Origin of the sequence: Pseudomonas sp. RIT357 (assembly GCF_000632245.1) — a bacterium.
GTDB classification, from domain to species: Bacteria; Pseudomonadota; Gammaproteobacteria; order Pseudomonadales; family Pseudomonadaceae; genus Aquipseudomonas; species Aquipseudomonas sivasensis.
In genome coordinates, this window is record NZ_JFYX01000046.1 from 37,042 (window position 1) to 59,703 (window position 22,662).

General features: G+C 59.7%; 16 protein-coding genes. 10 read left to right on the forward strand and 6 right to left on the reverse strand.

The annotated features are described in order from the left end of the window. Window positions 1–370 precede the first annotated feature (370 nt). The 4 genes from ntrC to glnA form a co-directional block, all read right to left on the reverse strand. The gene (gene ntrC, locus BW43_RS05670) at window positions 371–1,807 is read right to left on the reverse strand and encodes a nitrogen regulation protein NR(I) (protein WP_032890139.1); all 1,437 of its coding nucleotides are present in this window, start codon (window positions 1,805–1,807) and stop codon (window positions 371–373) included. Then, a complete protein-coding gene (glnL, locus tag BW43_RS05665) occupies window positions 1,804–2,889 on the reverse strand; it encodes a nitrogen regulation protein NR(II) (protein WP_032890142.1) in 1,086 nt (361 codons plus the stop codon). Before glnL ends, ntrC begins: the two co-directional genes overlap by 4 nt. Window positions 2,890–3,200: 311 nt before the next feature. Continuing rightward, entirely contained in the window at window positions 3,201–3,737 is a 537-nt protein-coding gene (locus BW43_RS05660; protein ID WP_032890145.1) for a chorismate mutase, read from the reverse strand. 206 nt (window positions 3,738–3,943) lie between these two features. After that, window positions 3,944–5,350, reverse strand: coding sequence for a type I glutamate--ammonia ligase (gene glnA / locus BW43_RS05655; RefSeq protein WP_032890148.1), 1,407 nt, complete (start codon window positions 5,348–5,350; stop codon window positions 3,944–3,946). A gap of 334 nt (window positions 5,351–5,684) precedes the next feature. On the opposite strand from glnA, the gene thiI reads away from it, so the two are divergent. After that, complete coding sequence (gene thiI / locus BW43_RS05650) at window positions 5,685–7,139, forward strand: tRNA uracil 4-sulfurtransferase ThiI (protein WP_032890151.1); 1,455 nt, start codon at window positions 5,685–5,687, stop codon at window positions 7,137–7,139. A 139-nt stretch (window positions 7,140–7,278) separates the two neighbouring features. Next, window positions 7,279–9,099, forward strand: a complete 1,821-nt coding sequence (gene typA, locus BW43_RS05645) for a translational GTPase TypA (RefSeq protein ID WP_032890153.1) — start codon at window positions 7,279–7,281, stop codon at window positions 9,097–9,099. Window positions 9,100–9,302: 203 nt separating this feature from the next. On the opposite strand, the gene BW43_RS05640 is transcribed toward typA, so the two are convergent. Then, complete coding sequence (locus BW43_RS05640; RefSeq protein ID WP_003187815.1) at window positions 9,303–9,737, reverse strand: YkgJ family cysteine cluster protein; 435 nt, start codon at window positions 9,735–9,737, stop codon at window positions 9,303–9,305. Between the two features lie 239 nt (window positions 9,738–9,976). On the opposite strand from BW43_RS05640, the gene BW43_RS05635 reads away from it, so the two are divergent. From BW43_RS05635 to BW43_RS05610, 6 genes are all read left to right on the forward strand, one after another. Then, entirely contained in the window at window positions 9,977–12,427 is a 2,451-nt protein-coding gene (locus tag BW43_RS05635; protein WP_032890155.1) for a glycogen/starch/alpha-glucan phosphorylase, read from the forward strand. A gap of 157 nt (window positions 12,428–12,584) precedes the next feature. After that, window positions 12,585–16,100, forward strand: coding sequence for a DUF2339 domain-containing protein (locus BW43_RS05630; protein ID WP_032890156.1), 3,516 nt, complete (start codon window positions 12,585–12,587; stop codon window positions 16,098–16,100). Continuing rightward, window positions 16,100–17,452: a DUF3999 domain-containing protein gene (locus BW43_RS05625; protein WP_032890628.1), complete on the forward strand. Its 1,353-nt coding sequence runs from the start codon at window positions 16,100–16,102 to the stop codon at window positions 17,450–17,452. The genes BW43_RS05630 and BW43_RS05625 overlap by 1 nt, the downstream gene beginning before the upstream one ends. Before the next feature lie 109 nt (window positions 17,453–17,561). After that, the gene (locus BW43_RS05620) at window positions 17,562–18,572 is read left to right on the forward strand and encodes a class 1 fructose-bisphosphatase (protein ID WP_003237460.1); all 1,011 of its coding nucleotides are present in this window, start codon (window positions 17,562–17,564) and stop codon (window positions 18,570–18,572) included. 176 nt (window positions 18,573–18,748) lie between these two features. Further along, window positions 18,749–19,003 carry a lipoprotein gene (locus BW43_RS05615; protein ID WP_032890159.1) on the forward strand — a complete coding sequence of 85 codons (255 nt, stop codon included), beginning with the start codon at window positions 18,749–18,751 and terminating at the stop codon, window positions 19,001–19,003. A gap of 30 nt (window positions 19,004–19,033) precedes the next feature. Continuing rightward, entirely contained in the window at window positions 19,034–19,603 is a 570-nt protein-coding gene (locus BW43_RS05610) for a lipocalin family protein (protein WP_032890161.1), read from the forward strand. A gap of 114 nt (window positions 19,604–19,717) precedes the next feature. Here BW43_RS05610 and BW43_RS05605 read toward each other — a convergent pair whose 3' ends face one another. Next, window positions 19,718–21,082 (reverse strand): formimidoylglutamate deiminase, encoded by a 1,365-nt coding sequence (locus BW43_RS05605; RefSeq protein ID WP_032890162.1) that lies wholly within the window; start codon window positions 21,080–21,082, stop codon window positions 19,718–19,720. Between the two features lie 147 nt (window positions 21,083–21,229). Between BW43_RS05605 and hutC the strand changes: the two genes are divergently transcribed. After that, window positions 21,230–21,940, forward strand: coding sequence for a histidine utilization repressor (hutC, locus tag BW43_RS05600; RefSeq protein ID WP_241089512.1), 711 nt, complete (start codon window positions 21,230–21,232; stop codon window positions 21,938–21,940). Beyond that, window positions 21,937–22,494 carry a HutD family protein gene (locus BW43_RS05595; RefSeq protein ID WP_032890165.1) on the forward strand — a complete coding sequence of 186 codons (558 nt, stop codon included), beginning with the start codon at window positions 21,937–21,939 and terminating at the stop codon, window positions 22,492–22,494. Before hutC ends, BW43_RS05595 begins: the two co-directional genes overlap by 4 nt. The last annotated feature ends 168 nt before the right edge of the window (window positions 22,495–22,662 follow it).

Here is a 22,662-nt window from a genome sequence, read left to right on the forward strand (position 1 = left end):
GGGATTCTCGGCCTGCCTGTACCAAGGTCCCCGAAACTGGGTTGTACTTGGGTTATTGCAGGGCGCGTGCCAGAGTGGCTAAGTTGTGCCAAAAAAATTCTTCAAAAAGCGCAAAGCCCCGGATTACGGGGCTTTGGTGTTTTCGGAATTCAGCATTCTCTTAACAAAATGGTTGGTTCTGGCGTGGAACGTGTGCGCGATGCTAGAACAGGGTGCATTGAAGCGGTGCACGGTTCTGAGTCCGTGTGGAGGTCTAAATGTGGGAGGGGGCTTGCTCCCGATGGCGGTGTATCAGGCACAGATGTTGTGACTGACCTACTGCTATCGGGAGCAAGCCCCCTCCCACATTACACCTCAGTGGATTCGAGATTCAGGCGTCGTCGCCCTCATCGTCGTCACCACCGTCCACTTTCATGCCCAGCTCCTTGATCTTGCGCGTCAGGGTATTGCGACCCCAGCCCAGCAACACCGCAGCATCGCGCCGGCGGCCGGCGGTGTGCTTGAGGGCGGTCTCGATCATGATCCGCTCGAACGCCGGTACGGCGCTGTCCAGCAGGTTCGACTGGCCCCGTGCCAGTGCCTGGTCGGCCCATTGACGCAGCGCCTGCTCCCAGTTGGTCACTGGTGCCGAATCCTGCGGCAGGCTCAAAAGCTCCGGCGGCAGGTCGCCGATATGCACTTCGCGCCCGGACGCCATCACCGTGATCCAGCGGCAGGTGTTCTCCAACTGGCGCACGTTGCCTGGCCATGGCAGGTTCTTCAGGTATTCCTCGGTCTCGCTTTTCAAAAGCTTCGGCTCGACCGCCAGCTCCAGGGCGGCGCGGCTGAGGAAGTGGCGGGCGAGGGTGGGGATATCTTCGCGGCGGTCCGACATGCGGGGGATGTGGATGCGAATCACGTTGAGGCGGTGGAACAAGTCCTCACGGAACTTGCCCGCATGCACCAGGGTTTCCAGGTTCTGGTGAGTCGCGGCGATGATGCGCACATCAACCTTGACCGGTGTGTGACCGCCAACGCGGTAGAACTCGCCGTCCGCCAGTACGCGCAGCAGGCGAGTCTGGGTGTCGGCCGGCATATCGCCGATCTCATCGAGGAACAGCGTGCCACCATCCGCCTGTTCAAAGCGTCCGCGACGCAGGTTGGCGGCGCCGGTGAACGCGCCTTTCTCATGGCCGAACAACTCGGACTCCATCAAGTCCTTGGGGATCGCTGCCATGTTCAGTGCGATAAACGGCGACGCTGCCCGTGGGCTATGACGGTGCAGAGCGTGGGCTACCAGCTCTTTACCGGTACCCGACTCGCCGTTGATCAGCACGGTGATGTTGGAGTGGCTCAAGCGCCCGATGGCGCGAAACACTTCCTGCATCGCCGGCGCTTCACCGATGATTTCCGGGGTGCGGGTCAGGGCCGGCGGGGCTTCCTGATTCTGTTGTTCCTGGGCGTGCTGGTTGGCGCGCTTGACCAGCGCCACAGCCTCGTCCACGTCAAACGGCTTGGGCAGGTATTCGAATGCGCCGCCCTGGTAAGACGCGACAGCGCTGTCCAGGTCGGAGTGCGCAGTCATGATGATCACCGGCAGGCGCGGGTGCTGCTCGCGGATGCGTGCCAGCAGGTCCAGGCCACTGGCGCCTGGCATACGGATGTCAGAAATAATCACGTCGGGCTGCTGGCGTGCCAGGCGGCTCATCACCCCGTCGGCGCTGTCGAAGCTCTGGGTGGTCATGCCTTCCTGTTGCAAGGCTTTCTCAAGGACCCAGCGGATAGAACGGTCGTCATCGACGATCCAGACAGTTTCACTACGGCTCATGTCGATGGGGCTCCTTGTTCCAGAGGCAGAAAGATCGAGAACGTGGTGTGGCCGGGATGGCTCTCACATTCGATCAGACCCTGGTGCTGGCTGATGATGTTCTGGGTGATGGCCAGGCCCAGCCCGGTACCGTCCGGGCGGCCGCTGACCATGGGAAAGAAGATGGTTTCCTGAAGTTCCGCAGGAATGCCTGGGCCGTTGTCGATGATCTCGACCTTGGTCACCAGGCGATGGCGCACGTGGCCGATGGTGAACTGGCGCAGTGCGCGGGTGCGCAGGCTGATGCGGCCCAGGCGCAATTCGTTCTGGCTGCTGATGGCCTGCATGGCGTTGCGCACGATGTTGAGCACCGCTTGGATCATCTGTTCGCGGTCGATCAACACGTCGGGAATGCTCGGGTCGTAGTCGCGCACCAAGGTGATGCAGCCCTGGCTTTCCGCCTCTACCAGATGACAGACGCGCTCAAGTACTTCGTGCACGTTGGTCATCGCAAGGGACGGCAGCTTGTTGGAGCCGAGCATGCGGTCCACCAGGTTACGCAGGCGGTCGGCTTCTTCGATGATGACGTTGGTGTAGTCCTTTAGGTTCTCGTCCGGTAACTCGCGTGCCAGCAACTGCGCCGCACCACGGATGCCGCCCAACGGGTTCTTGATCTCATGGGCGAGGCCACGTACCAGCATCTTGCTGGTTTCTTGCTTGGACAACTGCGCTTCTTCTTTGGTGATGCGCAGCAGGCGGTCACGGGGATGTACTTCAAGCAGCAGCAGGGTCGCGCCGTTGCTCAGGATCGGGGTCACAGCGTAGTCGACGGTCAATGTCTGCCCGGTAAGGGCCGTGAGCATCGCTTCACGCTTGGTGAATGGATGCGCCTGCTCCACCGCCTGGCGTAACGAGCTCAAGGCTTCGGCCGACTCGGTGAACAGCTCGCTGATGAACTGCCCATGGCTGCGCTGGCCACTGATGGCCAGAAGCATCTCCGCCGCCGGGTTCATGTACTCAAGACGCAAGTCGTCATTGAGCAGGATGGTCGCGGTGGTCAGGTTGTCGAGTAGCAAACGGTGCAGTGCATCGCTGATGGTCATCAGGACCTCTTTTGGAGCAAGGCGCGGGCTTGAGGCACACGCTGATACAAGGAAAATGCAAAAACCAAACCAAGGCTCCGAAAAGAAGCGCGAAAGCCCTGAAATGGGGGGTTAGGGCCCGAAACTGTGGCGTTCTGCCAGCTTGAACGGGAAGTTTCGAACCAAAATGGTGTTAGTCGTTGGGGTGGGTGCAGGATGTCGCACCAATATAGTGCGGTTTTGTGAAGGTTGTTCAGGAAGTGCCGAAATCATATAAATCAAATGTGGGAGGGGTTGCCCCTCTCCCACATTTTTGGATCGGGGTTACAGTTTTAGTCTTTGTAGATACACAGCTCGGCCGTAGCGCGGATCATCGCCAATTGCCGCAGTGGGTCGTTCAGCGGCTCATGTACCGCTTCGGCCAGCCATTGAGGGCAATGCGGGTCGGTACGTTGTGGAGTGAAGTCCGCCAGTTGTTGCAGCAGGCGTTTTTGCAATTGATCCAGTTGCGGGCGAATCTGCTTTACCAGGTCCGGGCGCGGGTCGTCGGGTGCCTTGCCCTGGAACTGCCAGTCGGACAGGTGGGTGTACTGCACCAGCTTGTTTGCCTCGATCTGCGCCGAGAAAAATTGCTCGGCGGCGGCGGGCTCCAGTTTGTAGCTCGGTGCCTGGGCAATGACGCTGGCGAGCACATCTTGCTCGCGCTTTTTGTCTTCTACCGGTTTTTTGCTGTCCCATTTGCTCAGGGCCACCTGGTCGGCAATGGTCAGGCGTTCGGCGATGCTGTTGAGCAATGGCTCCAGTGTCGGCGGTGCAGCGAATGCACTGGCGCTGACGAATAATAGAGCGAACACAAGTCGACGTTTCAATGCTGATCTCCTTGTGGGAGGGGGCTTGCCCCCGATAGCAGAGTGTCAGTCAGCACCTGTATCAGCTGACCCACCGCTATCGGGAGCAAGCTCCCTCCCACCTTTTTGATTAGGTTTGCAGGTGTGGAACTGTGTAATTCACGGGCAAAAAAAGACCTCCCGAAGGAGGTCTTTTTTGTCACGCCACTTTAAGCAGCGCTACCGGATCAGCAGCTGTAGTACAGCTCGTATTCCAGTGGGTGTACGAAGGTACGAACCTTGATTTCTTCTTCGCTTTTCAGGCCGATGTAAGCGTCGATGAAGTCGTCGCTGAATACGCCGCCTTTGGTCAGGAACGCACGGCCCTTGTCCAGCTCTTCCAGGGCTTCTTTCAGGCTGCCGCACACTTGTGGGATCTCTTTGGCCTCTTCAGGCGGCAGGTCGTACAAGTTTTTGTCGGCAGCGTCGCCAGGGTGGATCTTGTTCTGGATACCGTCCAGGCCGGCCATAACCAGAGCAGCGAAGGCCAGGTAAGGGTTGGCTGCTGGATCCGGGAAGCGAGCTTCGATACGGCGAGCGCGTGGGCTGGAGACGTAAGGAATACGGATCGAAGCGGAACGGTTGCGCGCCGAGTAGGCCAGCATTACCGGAGCTTCGAAACCTGGGACCAGACGCTTGTAGGAGTTGGTCGAAGGGTTGGTGAAGCCGTTCAGGGCCTTACCGTGCTTGATGATGCCGCCGATGAAGTACAGGGCGGTATCGGACAGGCCGGCATAACCTTCGCCAGCGAAAGTGTTCTTGCCATCTTTGGCGATGGACAGGTGAACGTGCATACCCGAACCGTTATCGCCGTACAGAGGCTTAGGCATGAAGGTCGCGGTACGGCCGTAGGCAACGGCAGTGTTGTGTACGCAGTACTTCAGGGTCTGAACTTCGTCAGCCTTGGCAACCAGGGTGTTGAACTTCACACCGATTTCGTTCTGGCCGGCAGTCGCCACTTCGTGGTGGTGAACTTCGATGACCAGGCCCATGTCTTCCATGGCGTTGCACATGGAGGTACGGATTTCGTGGTCGTGGTCGAACGGCGGAACTGGGAAGTAACCACCTTTGATGCCTGGACGGTGGCCATGGTTGCCGCCTTCCACGTCCTGATCGGACATCCACGAACCTTGTTCAGAGTAGATCTTGAACATGGAGCCGGAGATGTCGGACTTGAACTTCACTTGGTCAAAGATGAAGAATTCTGGCTCTGGGCCTACGAATACGGTGTCACCGATACCGGTCGACTTCAGGTATTCCTCGGCACGCTTGGCGATCGCACGTGGGTCGCGGTCGTAGCCTTGCATGGTCGAAGGCTCGATCACGTCGCACACCAGGATCAGGGTGGCTTCTTCGGTGAACGGGTCCAGCACGGCAGTGCTGTCGTCCGGCATCAGGATCATGTCGGAGGCTTCGATGCCTTTCCAGCCAGCGATGGAGGAACCGTCGAACATTTTGCCTTCTTCGAAGAACGCATCATCCAGCGCATCGCGAGCCGGCATGGTCACGTGGTGCTGAGTGCCTTTGGTGTCCGTGAAGCGCAGATCAATCCATTTAACGTCATGATCTTTGATGAGTTGAACCGACTTCGACATAGTGTCCTCCGGGTGGCTTCGGGCTGGGGTAGTGGAGTTAGCCCTTAGAATGTGGGTGATGCCGGCGCGGATAGTCCGCCATGGCAACCTGCCTCACAAGAGAGCAAATTGCATGCCAGTGCGCCAACATGGGTTTTTTGCTCCAAAAACGCCCCTATAAAGGTGCATTGCGACAAAAGCGCGAAATTCGCGCACTGCAATGTGGCGCTGATGCGTGCAAATGCACTGCTTTAGTGCGAGTCGAGTGATGTGCATATTAACTGGTTAAACCTTGAGCGATTTCCGCTATAATCCGCGCCCCCCTTTTTCGGCAGGCCCTGCGCGCGCTGTTTCCATGAAATTAATCGTTAAAGTCTTCCCCGAGATCACCATCAAGAGCCGACCGGTACGGATGCGTTTCATCCGTCAGTTGGCCAAGAACATCCGTGCCGTGCTCCGCGATCTGGACCCGGCTGTGGTGGTGAACGGTGTGTGGGACAACCTCGAGCTGGAAACCCGCCTTACCGACGCCAAAGCCTTGAAGGACATGACCGAGCGCCTGAGCTGCATGCCGGGTATCGCGCATTTCCTCCAGGTGGATGAGTACCCGCTGGGCGACTTCGATGACATCACCGAAAAATGCAAACGGCACTTCGGTGACAGCCTTGAAGGCAAGATTTTTTCGGTACGCTGCAAGCGTGCCGGCAAGCACCCATTCAGCTCCATGGACGTCGAGAAATACGTCGGCAGCAAGCTGCGTCGCGAGTGCGGCGCCGCCGGAATTTCCTTAAAAGCGCCACAAATTGAAGTGCGCATGGAAATTCGCGACCAACGGTTGTTTGTGATTCACAGCCAGCACGACAGCATCGGCGGCTACCCGTTGGGCGCCCTGGAACAGACCCTGGTATTGATGTCCGGCGGTTTCGATTCCACGGTCGCGGCCTACCAGATCATGCGCCGCGGCCTGATGAGCCACTTCTGCTTCTTTAATCTGGGTGGGCGTGCACACGAATTGGGCGTGATGGAAGTCGCGCACTTTATCTGGAAGAAGTACGGCAGCTCCCAACGCGTGCTATTTGTGAGCGTACCGTTTGAGGAAGTGCTGGGCGAAATTCTCGGTAAAGTCGATAACAGTCATATGGGCGTAGTATTGAAGCGTATGATGTTGCGCGCTGCGTCTCGGATTGCCGATCAGTTGCAGATCGACGCCCTGGTGACCGGCGAAGCGATTTCCCAGGTTTCCAGCCAGACGCTGCCGAACCTGTCGCTGATCGACTGCGTGACCGAGAAGCTGGTGTTGCGCCCACTGATCGCCAGCCACAAGCAGGACATCATCGATTTGGCAGAAGAAATCGGCACCGCCGACTTCGCCAAGCATATGCCTGAATACTGCGGGGTCATCTCGGTGAATCCCAAGACCCACGCCAAGCGCAACCGCGTGGAGTACGAAGAACAACAGTTTGATATGGCGATTCTGGAGCGTGCGCTTCAGAACGCCAAGCTGGTCCCGATCGATCGTGTTATCGACGAACTGGGCCAGGATGTGCAGATCGAAGAAGTCAGTGAAGCCCTGGCCGGCCAGATTGTTGTCGACATCCGTCACCCGGATGCCGCTGAAGATGAGCCGCTGGAAATTCCTGGCGTCGACGTACAAACGCTGCCGTTCTACGCATTGAACGCGCGTTTCAAGGAACTGGATGACAGCCGTCAGTACCTGCTGTATTGCGACAAAGGCGTGATGAGTCGCCTGCATGCCCACCATTTGCTCAGTGAGGGGCATGCCAATGTGCGCGTTTATCGACCGAGCTAAGAGCCCGGGGCTGTTTGCCTGTGGCCTGCGTCACCGGCCCCCCGACTCTGCCGTCAAGCTGTAACGGCAAGGCCTGACTCTACTGTAAATCGCTGCCACGACCTGTCAGCACACCGAATCCTCTGATCGAGATACACAAGTGATCGAAAATCTACGTAACATCGCCATCATTGCTCACGTTGACCATGGTAAAACCACCCTGGTAGACAAACTCCTGCGTCAATCCGGCACCCTGGAGCGCAACGAGCTCAACGACGAGCGCGTGATGGACTCCAACGACCAGGAAAAAGAGCGCGGTATTACCATCCTGGCAAAAAACACCGCTATCAACTGGAACGGCTACCACATCAACATCGTGGACACCCCGGGCCACGCCGACTTCGGCGGCGAAGTAGAACGCGTAATGTCGATGGTTGACTCCGTTCTGCTGCTGGTTGATGCCCAAGACGGCCCTATGCCGCAAACCCGTTTCGTGACCAAGAAGGCTTTCGAAGCCGGCCTGCGTCCGATCGTGTGCATCAACAAGGTTGACCGTCCAGGCGCGCGTCCGGACTGGGTTCTGGACCAGATCTTCGACCTGTTCGACAACCTGGGTGCTACCGAAGAACAGCTGGACTTCAAAGTCGTGTACGCCTCGGCCCTGAACGGCATTGCCGGTCTGGAACACACCGACATGGCTGAAGACATGACCCCGCTGTACCAGTCGATCGTCGACAACGTACCGGCTCCAAAAGTTGACCGTGACGGCCCGTTCCAGATGCAAATCTCGGCACTGGACTACAACAGCTTCCTGGGTGTTATCGGCGTTGGCCGTATCGCTCGTGGTAGCGTCAAGCCGAACACCCCGGTTGTTGCTATCGGCGCCGACGGCAAGAAGCGTAACGGTCGTATCCTGAAGCTGATGGGTCACCACGGTCTGCACCGTATCGACGTTGAAGAAGCTTTCGCTGGCGACATCGTATGCGTGAGCGGTATGGACTCCCTGTTCATCTCCGACACCCTGTGCCAGCCGGACAACGTCGAGGCGATGAAGCCTCTGACCGTTGACGAACCAACCGTTTCCATGACCTTCCAGGTAAACGACTCGCCTTTCTGCGGTAAAGAAGGCAAGTTCGTGACTTCCCGTAACATCAAGGAACGTCTGGACAAAGAGCTGCTGTACAACGTTGCACTGCGCGTTGAAGAAGGCGACTCGGCTGACAAGTTCAAGGTTTCCGGCCGTGGTGAGCTGCACCTCTCGGTACTGATCGAAACCATGCGTCGCGAAGGCTTCGAAATGGGCGTTGGTCGTCCAGAAGTGATCATCCGTCAAGTTGACGGCGTGAAGCAGGAACCGTTCGAAAACGTAACCATCGACACCCCTGAAGAATCCCAGGGCAAGGTCATGGAAGAGATGGGCCTGCGTAAAGGCGACCTGACCAACATGGTGCCGGATGGCAAAGGCCGTGTGCGTCTGGAATACAACATCCCTGCTCGTGGTCTGATCGGTTTCCGTAACCAGTTCCTGACCCTGACCAACGGCGCTGGCATCTTGACCTCGATCTTCGATCGCTACGACACCATGAAGTCCGGCGACATGTCCGGCCGTCAGAACGGTGTTCTGGTATCGGTTGAGACTGGCAAGGCACTGACCTACTCCCTGGAAACCCTCCAGGCGCGTGGCAAGCTGTTCGTTGAACACGGTCAAGAGATCTACAACGGTCAGATCGTTGGTCTGAACAGCCGTGACAACGACATGGGCGTAAACCCAACCAAAGGCAAGAAGCTCGACAACATGCGTGCTTCGGGCAAAGACGAAACCATCGCTCTGGTCCCACCTGTTCGCTTCACTCTGGAACAGGCCCTGGAATTCATCCAGGACGACGAGCTGTGCGAAGTTACGCCTAAGTCGATCCGCCTGCGTAAGAAGATCCTGGACGAAGGCGAGCGTACCCGCGCTGCCAAGAAAGCCAAGAACTGAGTTAACTCAGGCTGAATGAAAAACGCCCCCGGTCGAAAGGCCGGGGGCGTTTTTTTATGCCTGCTGGTTTTGTGGTGGCTGTACCGGCCTCATCGGGGGCAAGCCCCCTCCCACATTTGATCGAGTACAGCCATTTGGAATGCGGTCAGTGTGGGAGGGGGCTTGCCCCCGATAGAGCCCTTGAGCCCCCTGCAAAACCCAGATCAGAACTTGTCGAGGGTCTTGAAATTGGTCTCGCGCACCACTTCCTTCGGCTTGTACGCGCAATACCCCGGCCGCGGTCCGATCTTCGGGTGATTGCGGCAGGTATCCGGGCGCTTGTCATAAATAGTGCAGAAGCGCGTCTTACGATCCAGGTACAGGCAATCGTTGTTGCTCATGCGCTGCAGCGTAAAAATCTCGGATTTGTTGTTGTAGCGCTCGACGATGCCTTCCTTCTGCAACCGCTTGGCGATGTTCTTCGGCGGATCGCCGCGTTCGAACTCATCGACGATGCCAATGCGGATCAGGTCCTTGATCTTCACTTCGACCGGCAGCGTGCAGCAGCTGGACACGCAGCCACCGCACATGTGGGCGGAATATTTCTGCCAGGTCTCAAGACGGTCGAGTTCCGCGGCGGCGATCAGTTGAGGCTTCATCAAGGTTCCAAAAGGTGGGGCTGTATCCGGGCGCGCGATCATACCGGGATTGGTGGTTTTTTGAACAATATTTTGCGTATTTCATCCCGAACGGTGCGATGGGCGAAAGCAGGCACGGCCAATGCATCAAAACCCGCTAAAGGTAAATGCGTTAAAAAACTGCCGAACCAGAGCGTCTACCGTCTGTCAGACCGTCTAGGCTCTAGCAACTCCTTCTATCTCGCCCGAGGTCGCAATTGATGTCTCAGGAACCACTTGCACGAGAAGCAGAGGTAGCCGCATTTCGCGATGCCGTCTTGACCAAACTCACCTACGCGGTGGGCAAGGACCCGGATCACGCCTTCGACCACGACTGGTTCGAAGCCATTGCTCTGGCCGCACGCGACCAGATGGTCGATCACTGGATGGACCACACGCGGCGTATTTACCGCAAGGGCCAGAAACGTGTGTATTACCTGTCCCTCGAATTCCTCATCGGCCGTTTGCTCTACGACAGTCTGAGTAACCTTGGTGTGTTGGAGATTGCCCGCGAAGCGCTCAGCGAACTTGGCGTCGACCTTGAGCGTATCCGCCTGCTGGAGCCTGACGCGGCGCTCGGCAACGGTGGCTTGGGCCGCCTGGCCGCATGCTTCATGGAAAGCATGTCGACCTTGGGCATTGCCGGTCACGGTTATGGCATCCGCTATGAACATGGCCTGTTCCGCCAGGCGATTGTCGATGGCTGGCAACAGGAGCAGACCGAACGCTGGCTGGATTTCGGCAACCCGTGGGAGTTCGAGCGCGCTGAAGTGATCTACCCGATCGGCTTTGGCGGCAGCGTGGAAACCCTGCCGGACGCCGCCGGCAAGCTGATCCAAGTGTGGACGCCCAGCGAGACCGTGCGCGCCGTGGCCTATGACACGCCGGTGGTCGGTTGGCGCGGTGCAAGCGTCAACACCCTGCGCCTGTGGCGTGCACGGGCGGTGGAGGACTTGCACCTGGAGCGCTTCAACGCCGGTGACCACCTGGGCGCCGTCGCCGAAGTGGCCCGCGCTGAAAGCATCTCCCGGGTGCTTTACCCGGCGGATAGCACCGAAGCAGGGCAGGAGCTGCGCCTGCGTCAGGAATACTTCTTCGTCTCCGCCTCTCTGCAAGACCTGCTGCGCCGCCACAAAAACATGCATGGCTCGGTATTGAGCCTGGGCGAACACGCGGCGATCCAGCTCAACGACACCCACCCGTCCATCGCCGTGGCCGAGTTGATGCGCCAACTGGTGGATTTGCACGACATCGCTTGGGATGCCGCTTGGCAGGTCACGGTCGAAACCTTGTCCTACACCAACCACACCTTGCTGCCCGAGGCGTTGGAAACCTGGCCGGTAGGCCTGATGGAACGCATGTTGCCTCGGCACATGCAGATCATCTACCTGATCAATGCCCAGCACATCGACTCGCTGCGCGCCAAAGGTATCCACGATTTTGACGTGCTGCGCGCTGTGTCGCTGATCGAAGAAGACAATGGTCGCCGCGTGCGCATGGGTAACCTGGCGTTCCTCGGCTCCCACAGCGTCAATGGCGTGTCGGGCTTGCACACCCAACTGATGCGCAGCACGGTGTTCTCCGAACTGCACAAGCTCTACCCAGATCGCATCAACAACAAAACCAACGGCATTACCTTCCGCCGCTGGCTGTACCAGGCCAACCCCAAGCTCACCGAGATGCTGGTGGAAGCACTGGGTCCGGACATTCTCGACACCATGGAAACCCGCTTGGGCGAATTGGAAACCTTCGCCGAGAAACAGACCTTCCGCAAAGCCTTCGCCGACCAGCGCCTGCACAGTAAGCGTGCACTGGCCGAGATCATCCACGAGCGCCTGGGCATTTCGGTGAACCCGGCGGCGATGTTCGACGTGCAGGTCAAACGTATCCACGAGTACAAGCGCCAACTGCTCAACCTGCTGCACACCGTAGCGCTGTACCAGGCGATCCGTGCCGAGCCGGGCACCGACTGGGTGCCGAGGGTGAAGATCTTCTCCGGCAAGGCGGCGGCCAGTTATCACCAGGCCAAGTTGATCATCAAGTTGACCAACGACATCGCCCGCACCGTCAACAACGATCCGACTGTGCGCGGGTTGCTCAAAGTGGTGTTCCTGCCCAACTACAACGTCAGCCTGGCAGAAAGCATCATCCCGGCGGCGGACTTGTCGGAGCAGATATCCACGGCCGGCTTTGAAGCGTCGGGCACCAGCAACATGAAGTTCGGCCTCAACGGCGCGCTGACCATCGGCACCATGGACGGCGCCAACGTGGAGATGCACGAGCGCGTGGGCGCCGATCACATGTTTATCTTCGGCCTCAGTGCACAGCAAGTGGAAGCCCGAAAACACGCTGGCGAGTTCAACGCCGGGCCTGATATTGCTGCGTCCCATCGCCTCAACGATGTGCTGCAAGCGATCCGTGGCGGGGTGTTCTCGCCGGATGATCCGGGCCGCTATGTGGGCTTGATCGACGGGTTGATCGACTACGACCGCTTCCTGGTGTGTGCCGACTTCGACTCCTACTGGGATGCCCAGGCGCGGGTCGAAGCGCATTGGCATGACTCCAAGGCATGGTGGCGTTCGGCGGTGCTCAATACCGCGCGCATGGGTTGGTTCTCGTCGGACCGGACGATCCGCGAGTACGCCACGGAGATCTGGAAAGCGCTCGACTAAGCACCCTGGATCCAAATATGGGAGGGGGCTTGCTCCCGATAGTGGATGGTCAGTTGACGAATATGTCGACTGACACGCCGCTATCGGGGGCAAGCCCCCTCCCACATTGGTTGCGCGTCGATATACTGAGCGCCGGTTTGCTTAGGGAATATCGACCATGCAATGGATTTTCATGCTGATTGGCCTGGTTGTCGGCTGGACGCTCGATGAGTCGTTCTATGACGCAGGCATCGGCGCACTGCTGGGGTTGGGCATTGGCCAGGCGATTGGCCTGTCGAAGCTTGCGGCCCAGGTGCGACAGCAGGCGCGTCAGTTGGAAACCTCGCAGAAGTCGGTGATCGCCCTCGGTGAGCGACTGCGGCAATTGGAAGTGCCTGCGCCGGCCAGCCCCGCGGTGGTCGAACCCTCCATCCCTGAACCGACACCCATCGCCAAGGCCCCCGAACTGGTTTGGGAGCTGCCGGCCGAATTGGCGCCCGTCGCCATGATCGCCGAACCAAGCCCTGCATTGCCCGAAGACGCCTGGAAGCCTGCTCCGGCTCCGCGCCCTCCTGAAGAACCTGCTATCCCCCGTGGCCCCAACCTGTTCGAACGTGCCCTCGCTGGCGCACGCAATTGGCTGTTTGGCGGCAACACTGTTCTGCGCGTCGGCGTGGTGCTGTTGTTTCTCGGCCTGGCGTTCCTGCTGCGTTATGCCACCGAAGGCATGGTGGTGCCGATCGAGTTGCGTTACGCCGGTGTGGCTGCTGCCGCCGTCGGCCTGCTGGGCCTGGGCTGGTGGCTGAGACTGCGCAACAGCAACTACGGGCTGATGCTACAAGGCACCGGGATTGCGGTGCTGTACCTGACGGTGTTTGCCGCGATGCGCCTGCATCCGTTGATCGACCCGAGCGCGGCGCTGGGCCTGCTGGTTGCGGTCACGGTGTTCTCGGCGATCCTAGCGGTCACCCAGGACGCGTTGGGCCTGGCCTGCGCGGCAGCACTCGGCGGTTTTGCGGCACCGATCCTTACGTCCACCGGTGCCGGTAACCATGTTGCGCTGTTCAGTTATTTTGCCCTGCTCAACGCCGGTATTCTCGCCATCGCCTGGTTCAAGGCCTGGCGCTTGCTCAACCTGATCGGGTTCGTCGGTACCTTCGGCATCGGCTTCGCCTGGGGAATGCGTTCCTACACGCCGGAATTGCTGTGGAGTACCGAGCCATTCCTGATCCTGTTCTTCCTAATGTATCTGGCCATCGGCCTGTTGTTCGCCCGACGCAAATTGCTGGAGCTGGGCGACGCGCCCGAAGGCCGTGATGCGTTGTTGCGCTGGTCGGCTGCCAAGGGTGATTACGTTGACGGCGGCATGCTGTTCGGCCCGCCGCTGGTGGGCTTTGGCTTGCAGTTCGCATTGGTACAGCATCTGGAATTCGCCGCGGCGTTCAGTGCGTTGGGCCTGGGCATTATCTACATGGGCCTGGCGCGGTTACTCAGTGGCGGACGCGCGTTGCTGCTGGCGGAAACGTGCCTGGCCCTGGGCGTGATCTTTGCCAGCCTGGCGATTCCTCTGGGCCTTGATGCACGTTGGACGGCTGCGGCGTGGGCGGTGGAAGGCGCCGGGATCTTCTGGCTCGGTTTGCGCCAGCAGCGGCCGTTGGCGCGTGCGTTCGGCTTGTTGCTGCAATTGGGCTCAGCGCTGGCCTTCCTCAGCGAACTGCGCATTGGCGAACACAGCCTGCTCGACGGTGCGCCGCTGGGTGCGTTGTTGCTCGGCGCCGCGTTGCTGTTCAGCTTCGATCAGATGCGCAAGGCATCGGCGGAGCACGCGGCAGAGTGGGAGCGCAAAGGGCTGCCGGTCCTTGCGTCTCTGGGCTTGAGCTTTTTGTACCTGCTGGCGCCCTTGCTGTTGCTGACCCAAGGCACCGCCATCAGTTGGGCCATCGCCGGTCTGGCGACCCTGTTTATCGGCCTGCGCATTGGCTCGCGCACTTTCCTGTTCACTGCGTTCGCGGTGCAATTGCTGGGTGGCGCGTTATTCCTGGTGCGCTTGCAGGGTGGGGAGGGCGCGGCGGTATTCAATGCGGGCTGGAGTGGTTTGCTCACGGCCTCCCTGATCGGCTTGGCCTTGATTGGCGGCATGCTGTTGGCGGCACGCGACGACATGGTGCGCAGCGATGTGCGGCTGTTACGTGGGTTGTCGGTGGTGCTGCTCGCCGGTCTGGTGTTGATCAATCTGGCGGTGCTGTTTGTGCTGCCATGGGAAAGCGCCAGCGGCGTATGGGCTGCCAGTGGGTTGTTGATCATCTGGCTGAGCTTGTACCTGCAACAGCGCGTCAGTTTTGTGTTTGGGTTGCTGCTGCAACTGGTCGGCGGTGGCTCGTTCCTGCTGGCGGTGCCGCAATTGCTCGGGCCGTTGACCGGCGAAGGCCTGCGTCCGCTGGCGCACAGTGGTTTCTGGACGCCGATGGTGTTGGGCCTGGCCGCCTTGATCGGCGCCTGGCGCTTGCAACGTGAGCCCCATGCGCCGGTGTTTGCGGTGCTGAAGCTGCAACGCTTGTCCGACCTTTTGCTGGTGTGGGGTGCGGCGTGGTGGACATTGGCGCTGGGCGGCGAAGTGTTGCGTTTTGTTCCGCAAGCGTTGCTTGGTTCTTTCCTGCTGGGGCTTGCCGCAGCGAGCGTGGCGATCTGGGCGTTGCTCGCGGCGCGACTGCGCTGGGCATCCCTGGGTGTGCTGTGCACCTTGCTGATGCCGGCGGCGGGCGTGGCGTTGCTGGTATCTGCCCACAGCTACTATCACCCGGCGGCGCAGTACGGATGGCTGGCCTGGTTGGCGGTGTTTGTGGTGCATTTCATCTCGCTGCGCCGCTTGGCGCCGGTGGTTCCGGCCAGGATGCTAAGTATTGCCCATGTCCTAGGCTGCTGGATGCTGATCGGGGTGCTGGCACTGGAATTGCGCTATGGACTGTTGCGCCTGTCGGCTGAATACAACGCCTGGCGCTGGTTGGGCTGGGCCATCCTGCCAAGCCTGTACCTGGTGCTGGCCGCCGCACCGCGCACCTGGCCGTGGCCAGTGTCGGCGTACCCAAGGGAGTACCGAGTCCTGGCCGCGCTGCCATTGGCTGTGCTGATGCTCGGCTGGTTCTGGCTGGCGAATACCTTCAGCGATGGCACCGCCAATCCGTTGCCTTACGTGCCTCTGCTCAACCCTCTGGAACTGGGCCTGCTCTTCGCGCTGCTGGGTGTTTACCTGTGGTCCCGAAGCGTGGCGCCACAACGCGGGCCGCGTGCCGAATTGGCCGCACAAGGGATCGCGGGTCTCTCGCTGTTTGCGTTCTTCACGGCACTGGTCATGCGCACTGCGCACCACTGGGGCGGCGTGCCGTTCCATCTGGATGCGTTGCTGGAGTCGATGCTGGTGCAAGCCGGCCTGTCGATTGTGTGGACTCTGATCGCCCTCGGCCTGATGATCGGCGGCCACCTGCGCCATCGTCGCGAAGTGTGGTTGATCGGCGCCGCGTTGATTGCGGTGGTGGTGGCCAAACTGTTCTTTGTCGAACTGAGTAACCGTGGCGGCCTGGCGCGGATCGTGTCGTTTATCGGCGTGGGCGGGCTGTTGCTGGTGGTGGGTTATTTCGCACCGCTGCCACCTAAGCGGGCCGAACCTGTGATGGAAACTGAAGGAGCATCCTCTTGATCGGTAAGTTGAGCGTGGCCATGGTGGGCATGTGTGCGGCGCTGGCGGCGTCGGCCCAGGAAGCCCCGGCTGATTTCACCCACCATGTGCCGCTGAGTGTGAGCGGCAATGGCCCCTGGTATCGCCTTGAATTGCCGTTGGCTGTGCAACTCAACGCGCGCCAGGCGGACCTCGGTGACGTTCGCGTGTTTAACGCCGCCGGTGAGCCCCAGGCCTATGCGCTGTCGCGACAATCTTCCCTGCGCACCGAAAGTCGCAACGTCGCTGATGTGAAGTGGTTCCCGCTGTACGCCGCCGACACTCAGGAAAGCCTGCCCGGTGTGGTGATGAAAACCACCACCGAAGGCACCCTGGTGGAAATCAAACCGTCTTCTGCCGCCAAGCCCGGTATGCAGGTGTTGCGCGGCTGGGTGCTGGACGCCAGCGCGATCAAGGCACCGTTGCAGCAACTGAGCCTGGACTGGAGCCGTGAGCAAGAGGGCTTCCAGCGTTTCAGCATTGAAGCCAGTGATGACTTGCAGCGTTGGGAGCCTTGGGGCGAGGGGCAGGTGGCACGCTTGTCGTTCGCCGACGAACGGGTCGAACAGCATGACGTCAGCCTGCCAGGACGCTCAGCGCGCTACCTGCGTCTGGTATGGAAGGGGCAGGCGGCGCCGCTGCTGACCTCGGCCAAGCTGGTGAGTGCTACGCGCAGCAGTCTGCCAATGCCGTTGGTGTGGTCGCAGCCATTGGCGGGAACGCGACTCAAGGCTGGGGAGTACAGCTGGCAGTTGCCGACTGGGCTGAGTGTCGAGCGTTTGCGCATTGAGTTGAAGCAGCCCAACACGCTGGCACCGGTGACATTGGCGGGACGCAGCGATGCCAAACAACTGTGGCAGCCATTGAACAATGGCTTGCTGTACCGCCTGACGCAAAACGGCCAGGACGTGGTGCAGGATGAGTTGCAGTTGCCGGGTCAGGTCGTGACCGAACTCAAGCTGCAGGTGGACGAGCGCGGTGGCGGTTTGGGCGCCGATGCGCCGGCGCTGCGCTTTGCGGTGCGCGCTACCCAGTTGGTGTTCCTGGCGCGGGGTGAGCCGCCGTTCAGCCTGGCGTTGGGCAATGCGTCGGTGAAAGCCGCAAGCCTGCCACTGTCGACCCTGATCCCCGATTACAGTGCCGAGCGCCTCAATACGCTGGGACAGGCCAAGGTTGTGGGGGACGTTGCGGTCGCGTCGCCGGTGGTCGTAGCCGCTGTGGAGGACGGGCCGAACTGGAAAAAACTCGGACTCTGGGCCGTCTTGCTGCTCGGCGTGGCGGCACTGGGCGCCATGGCCTACAGTTTGCTGCGCAAGCCACCGGCGGCGCGTTAAATAAAGTCCATGAACTCTATTGGGTTTAAATCCTCTGATAGGAGGAAATACGCCCCGACTCGCGTTAAACTGCGCGGGTTTTCAAGCCCCCCATTCTCCGGAGCCTTACATGTCCCGCGTTACCTTGAGTCGCTATTTGATTGAGCAGACCCGCAGCAACAACACGCCTGCCGATCTGCGCTTCCTTATCGAAGTGGTCGCGCGTGCTTGCAAGGAAATCAGCCATGCCGTGTCCAAAGGCGCACTGGGTGGTGTCCTGGGCAGCATGGGCACTGAAAACGTGCAGGGCGAAGTACAGAAGAAGCTCGACGTAATCTCCAACGAGATCCTGCTTGAAGCCAACGAATGGGGCGGTCACCTGGCCGGCATGGCGTCCGAAGAAATGGACAATGCCTACCAGATCCCGGGTAAATACCCGAAAGGTGCCTACCTGCTGGTGTTCGACCCACTGGACGGTTCGTCCAACATCGACATCAACGCACCGGTCGGCACTATCTTCTCCGTGCTGCGCTGCCCGAACGAATACCTGAGCCAGAACGAAGCCCTGAACGAAAAGGCTTTCCTGCAGCCAGGCACCGAGCAGGTCGCTGCCGGTTACGCGATCTACGGCCCACAGACCATGCTGGTGCTGACCCTGGGTGACGGCGTTAAAGGTTTCACCCTGGACCGCGAAATGGGCAGCTTCGTACTGACCCACGAAGACATCACCATTCCTGCGTCCACCCAGGAATTCGCGATCAATATGTCCAACCAGCGTCACTGGGAAGAACCGGTTACCCGCTACGTGGGCGAGTTGATGGCCGGTGAAGAAGGCCCGCTGAAGAAAAACTTCAACATGCGTTGGGTCGCGGCGATGGTAGCCGACGTGCACCGCATCCTGACCCGTGGTGGCTTGTTCATGTACCCACGTGACAGCCGCGAGCCATCCAAACCGGGCAAACTGCGCCTGATGTATGAAGCCAACCCGATGTCGTTCCTGGTTGAACAAGCGGGCGGCGCGTCCACTGACGGCCACCAGCGCATCCTCGACATCCAGCCGGAAGGCCTGCACCAGCGTGTAGCGGTGTTCCTGGGTTCGAAGGAAGAAGTTGAGCGCGTGACGGCCTATCACAAGAAGTAAGCTGCGGCGATAAGTGATCGGCGTTGTTGTGAGCCGGTTCACCCTTAAAGAAGCCCCGAAACGTTTCAGCGTTTTCGGGGCTTTTTTGTTTTTACTCGTCGGGAACCAGACACCTGTTTTCCCTTCTAAGCTTCTGGCAGATACCCACGCTGCCTTGTCCCTCCAGGAGTTATTCCATGTCGTTACGCCGTCTCGCTTTGCTGGCTTTTTGCGTGCTGTTGGCCGCTTGCAGCAAGATCAACCAGGAAAATTACGCGAAGTTGTCGGCCGGCATGCCGAAGGCCGAGGTGGAGTCGTTGTTGGGTAAGCCGACCGATTGTTCCGGCGCACTGGGCATGTCCAGCTGCACGTGGGGCGATAAAACCAGCTTTATCAGCGTTCAATATGCCGGTGACAAAGTTCTCATGTTTTCCGGGCAAGGCCTGAAGTAAACCGGGGCGAGAGCCTGCGGGAGAAGAAGAATGATGCGTTTTGTTTTGTTCCTTTGTGCCAGCCTGTTTTTGGCGGGCTGTGCCAGCCATTCTGGCGATGATCTGCAACCCAAGACTGCCGGCAGCGTCAACCTCAAGCGTTACCAGGGCACCTGGTATGAGTTGGCCCGATTGCCGATGTACTTTCAGCGCAACTGCGCGCAGTCCGAAGCACGCTACACCTTGTTGCCCGATGGCGACATGTCGGTGTTTAACCGCTGCCTGACCACCGAATGGAAGTGGGAAGAAGCCAAGGGCACCGCCACCCCGCAAGTGCCTGGCAAGACTGACAAGCTCTGGGTGGAATTCAACAACTGGTTCACGTCACTGCTGCCGGGCGTCGCCAAGGGCGATTACTGGGTGCTGTACGTCAGCGATGACTACAAGACCGCCATCGTCGGCAGCCCGAGCCGGCGCTATATGTGGATCCTGTCGCGCACGCCAACGGTCAGTGCCGATACTCGCGAAGACCTGCTGAGCAGGGCGCGACAGCAGGGGTATGACACCACGCGATTGATCTTCCGGACATCGGATAAGCAGATGGCCAAGACTTCGCAATAACCTGAGAGCCCCTCAATCCAATGTGGGAGGGGGCTTGCCCGCGATAGCGGTGTGTCAGTATCTGATTTGCTGGCTGACACTCTGCAATCGGGGGTAAGCCCCCTCCCATATGTTTTAACCGAGTAAGTCCCTTAGCACCTGCGTAAATGCCCGGCTGCTTTCTTCTTCGCCTGCATGACGCCCGTCGCGCACCACCCATTTCCCGTTGACCAGCACATCACGCACCTGGCGATCACCGCCGGCAAACAGCCAGCGATTGAGAATGCCATCCTCTGTTGCTGTCGCCAGGTAAGGGTCATTACCGTCCAGCACGATCCAATCCGCACGCTTGCCCACTTCCAGTCGACCAATTGGCTGCCCCAGTGCCTGTGCGCCACCGTCCAGCGCAGCATCGAACAGCGTACGGCCAACCATCGGTTGGTCACTGCGATACAAGCGGTTGCGCCGTTGATCGCGCAGGCGCTGGCCGTATTCCAGCCAGCGCAATTCCTCCACTACGCTCAATGATACATGGCTGTCGGAACCGATGCCCATGCGCCCGCCCTGGGCGAGAAAATCCACTGCCGGGAAAATCCCGTCGCCCAGGTTGGCTTCGGTGGTCAGGCACAATCCGGCAATCGCCCGGCTCGCTGCCATGCGCGTCACTTCTTCCGGGTTGGCGTGAGTCGCGTGCACCAGGCACCAGCGTTCATCCACCTCGACATTGTCATACAGCCATTGCAACGGACGCTTGCCGCTCCAGGCCAGGCAGTCGTCGACTTCTTTTTGTTGTTCGGCAATATGGATATGGATCGGGCACGTCTTGTCGCTGGCGGCCAGGACTTCATTGATTTGTTGTGGCGTAACAGCGCGCAGGGAGTGGAAGCACAAGCCCAGTTGCTGCGCCGGTTGCGCCGCGAGGATCGGTTTGAGGCGCGCCTGCAGGTCCAGGTAGTTTTCGGTGCTGTTGATAAACCGTCGCTGGCCTTCGTTCGGCGCCTGCCCGCCAAAACCCGAGTGGGTGTAGAGCACGGGCACCAAGGTCAGGCCAATACCGCTGCTGGCGGCCGCGTGGCTGATCTGCCGCGACAGTTCCGTACGGTCGGCGTACGGCTGGCCGCTGACATCATGATGCACGTAGTGAAATTCGGCCACCGAGGTGTAACCGGCCTTGAGCATCTCGATGTACAGCTGGCGCGCAATCACCTGCAGTTGCTCCGGACTGATCTTGCCGACCATGCGGTACATCAGCTCGCGCCAGGTCCAGAAGCTGTCATTCGGGTTGCCGGCGACTTCGGCCAAACCCGCCATGGCGCGTTGGAATGCGTGGGAGTGCAGGTTGGGCATGCCCGCCAAAACCGGGCCTTTGAGCCGCTCGGCGCCGTCTGCACTGGCATTGGCCGCAATCTGTGTCAGCAGGCCATCGGCGCTGACTTCAAGACGTACATCGTTGGCCCATCCATTAGGCAGCAGTGCGCGTTCGGCAAAAAAAGCGGACATGTTCAGAGCACTCCGGTCGTGTGTTTATTTGTATATACATATACAGACGTTTGCCTGCTCGGTAAACTCCGGCAATCTATGCATCTTTTCCCCCTGCAAGGATTCCCTGTGCCGACTCCGCCCGCCAAGTCTTCACTGGCTGCCCACATGGACGAAAGTCCGGCGCCCTTGTATGCCCGCGTCAAACAGATGATCAGTCAGCAGATCCTCAACGGCAACTGGCCACCCCATTACCGCGTGCCGTCGGAGAGTGAACTGGTCAGCCAACTGGGCTTCAGCCGAATGACGATCAATCGCGCCCTGCGCGAACTCACCGCCGAAGGGTTGCTGGTTCGCATGCAAGGCGTCGGTACTTTTGTCGCCGAGCCCAAAAGCCAGTCGGCGCTGTTTGAAGTGCACAACATTGCTGATGAGATCGCTTCCCGCGGTCATCGGCATACCTGCCAGGTCATCACCCTGGGCGAAGAGGCCGCCGGTTCCGAACGTGCCGTCGCTCTGGAAATGCGCGAAGGCGGGCGGGTGTTCCACTCACTGATCGTGCATTACGAAAACGATATTCCCGTGCAAATCGAAGACCGTTTCGTCAACGCCCTGGTCGCGCCGGAATACCTGCAGCAGGATTTCACCCAACAAACGCCCTATGCCTATCTCAACCAGGTTGCGCCGCTGACGGAAGGCGAGCACGTCGTGGAAGCGATCCTCGCCGACGCCGACGAGTGCAAGCTGCTGCAAATCGAGCCCACCGAACCGTGCCTGTTGATTCGCCGACGCACCTGGTCCGGACGCCAGCCGGTGACCGCCGCGCGGTTGATCCACCCTGGTTCCCGTCACAGCCTCGAAGGACGCTTCAGTAAATGAGTTTGAAAGTCTGGCGCGCCGCCGATTACGTCCGCATGCCGTGGAAAAACGGCGGTGGCAGTACCGAAGAAATTTCCCGTGATGCCGGCGATGGCCTGGATGGCTTTGGCTGGCGCTTGTCGATTGCCGATATCGCCGAGTCGGGCGGCTTTTCCACCTTCGCCGGTTACCAGCGTGTGATCACGGTAATCAAGGGCGCAGGCATGGTGCTGACCGTGGATGGCGAGGAGCAGCGCGGACTGTTACCGCTGCAACCGTTCGCGTTCAAGGGTGACAGTCAGGTGTCGTGCCGATTGATCACTGGGCCGATTCGCGATTTCAACCTGATTTATTCGCCCGAGCGCTACCACGCGCGGTTGCAGTGGATGGATGGTGTGCAGCGGTTTTTCAGTACGGCGCAGACGGTGCTGGTGTTCAGCGTGGCGGATGAAGTGAAGGTGCTGGACCAGGTACTGGGCCATCACGATTGCCTGCAAGTGGACGGTAACGCTGGCTTGCTGGACATCTCTATCACTGGCCGTAGCTGCATCATCGAACTGACTCAGCGCGGTTAAAAAATGTGGGAGGGGGCTTGCCCCCGATTGCGGTGTGTCAGTACCAGGTGGGCTGACTGATCCACCGCTATCGGGGGCAAGCCCCCTCCCACATTTGTTTCCCGCTGTTGTTGCGATCTGTTTCCAACCCCTGCACCAATTTGTTACCGAATGCCCCAGCGTGGCGCA

Coding starts and splice junctions, on each gene's coding strand:
- BW43_RS05610 (WP_032890161.1), top strand. CDS start 19,034: ATGATGCGTTTTGTTTTGTTCCTTTGTGCCAGCCTGTTTTTGGCGGGC.
- thiI (WP_032890151.1), top strand. CDS start 5,685: ATGAAATTAATCGTTAAAGTCTTCCCCGAGATCACCATCAAGAGCCGA.
- BW43_RS05605 (WP_032890162.1), bottom strand. CDS start 21,082: ATGTCCGCTTTTTTTGCCGAACGCGCACTGCTGCCTAATGGATGGGCC.
- BW43_RS05595 (WP_032890165.1), top strand. CDS start 21,937: ATGAGTTTGAAAGTCTGGCGCGCCGCCGATTACGTCCGCATGCCGTGG.
- BW43_RS05620 (WP_003237460.1), top strand. CDS start 17,562: ATGTCCCGCGTTACCTTGAGTCGCTATTTGATTGAGCAGACCCGCAGC.
- ntrC (WP_032890139.1), bottom strand. CDS start 1,807: ATGAGCCGTAGTGAAACTGTCTGGATCGTCGATGACGACCGTTCTATC.
- hutC (WP_241089512.1), top strand. CDS start 21,230: ATGGACGAAAGTCCGGCGCCCTTGTATGCCCGCGTCAAACAGATGATC.
- BW43_RS05630 (WP_032890156.1), top strand. CDS start 12,585: ATGCAATGGATTTTCATGCTGATTGGCCTGGTTGTCGGCTGGACGCTC.
- glnL (WP_032890142.1), bottom strand. CDS start 2,889: ATGACCATCAGCGATGCACTGCACCGTTTGCTACTCGACAACCTGACC.
- BW43_RS05635 (WP_032890155.1), top strand. CDS start 9,977: ATGTCTCAGGAACCACTTGCACGAGAAGCAGAGGTAGCCGCATTTCGC.
- BW43_RS05615 (WP_032890159.1), top strand. CDS start 18,749: ATGTCGTTACGCCGTCTCGCTTTGCTGGCTTTTTGCGTGCTGTTGGCC.
- BW43_RS05640 (WP_003187815.1), bottom strand. CDS start 9,737: ATGAAGCCTCAACTGATCGCCGCCGCGGAACTCGACCGTCTTGAGACC.
- glnA (WP_032890148.1), bottom strand. CDS start 5,350: ATGTCGAAGTCGGTTCAACTCATCAAAGATCATGACGTTAAATGGATT.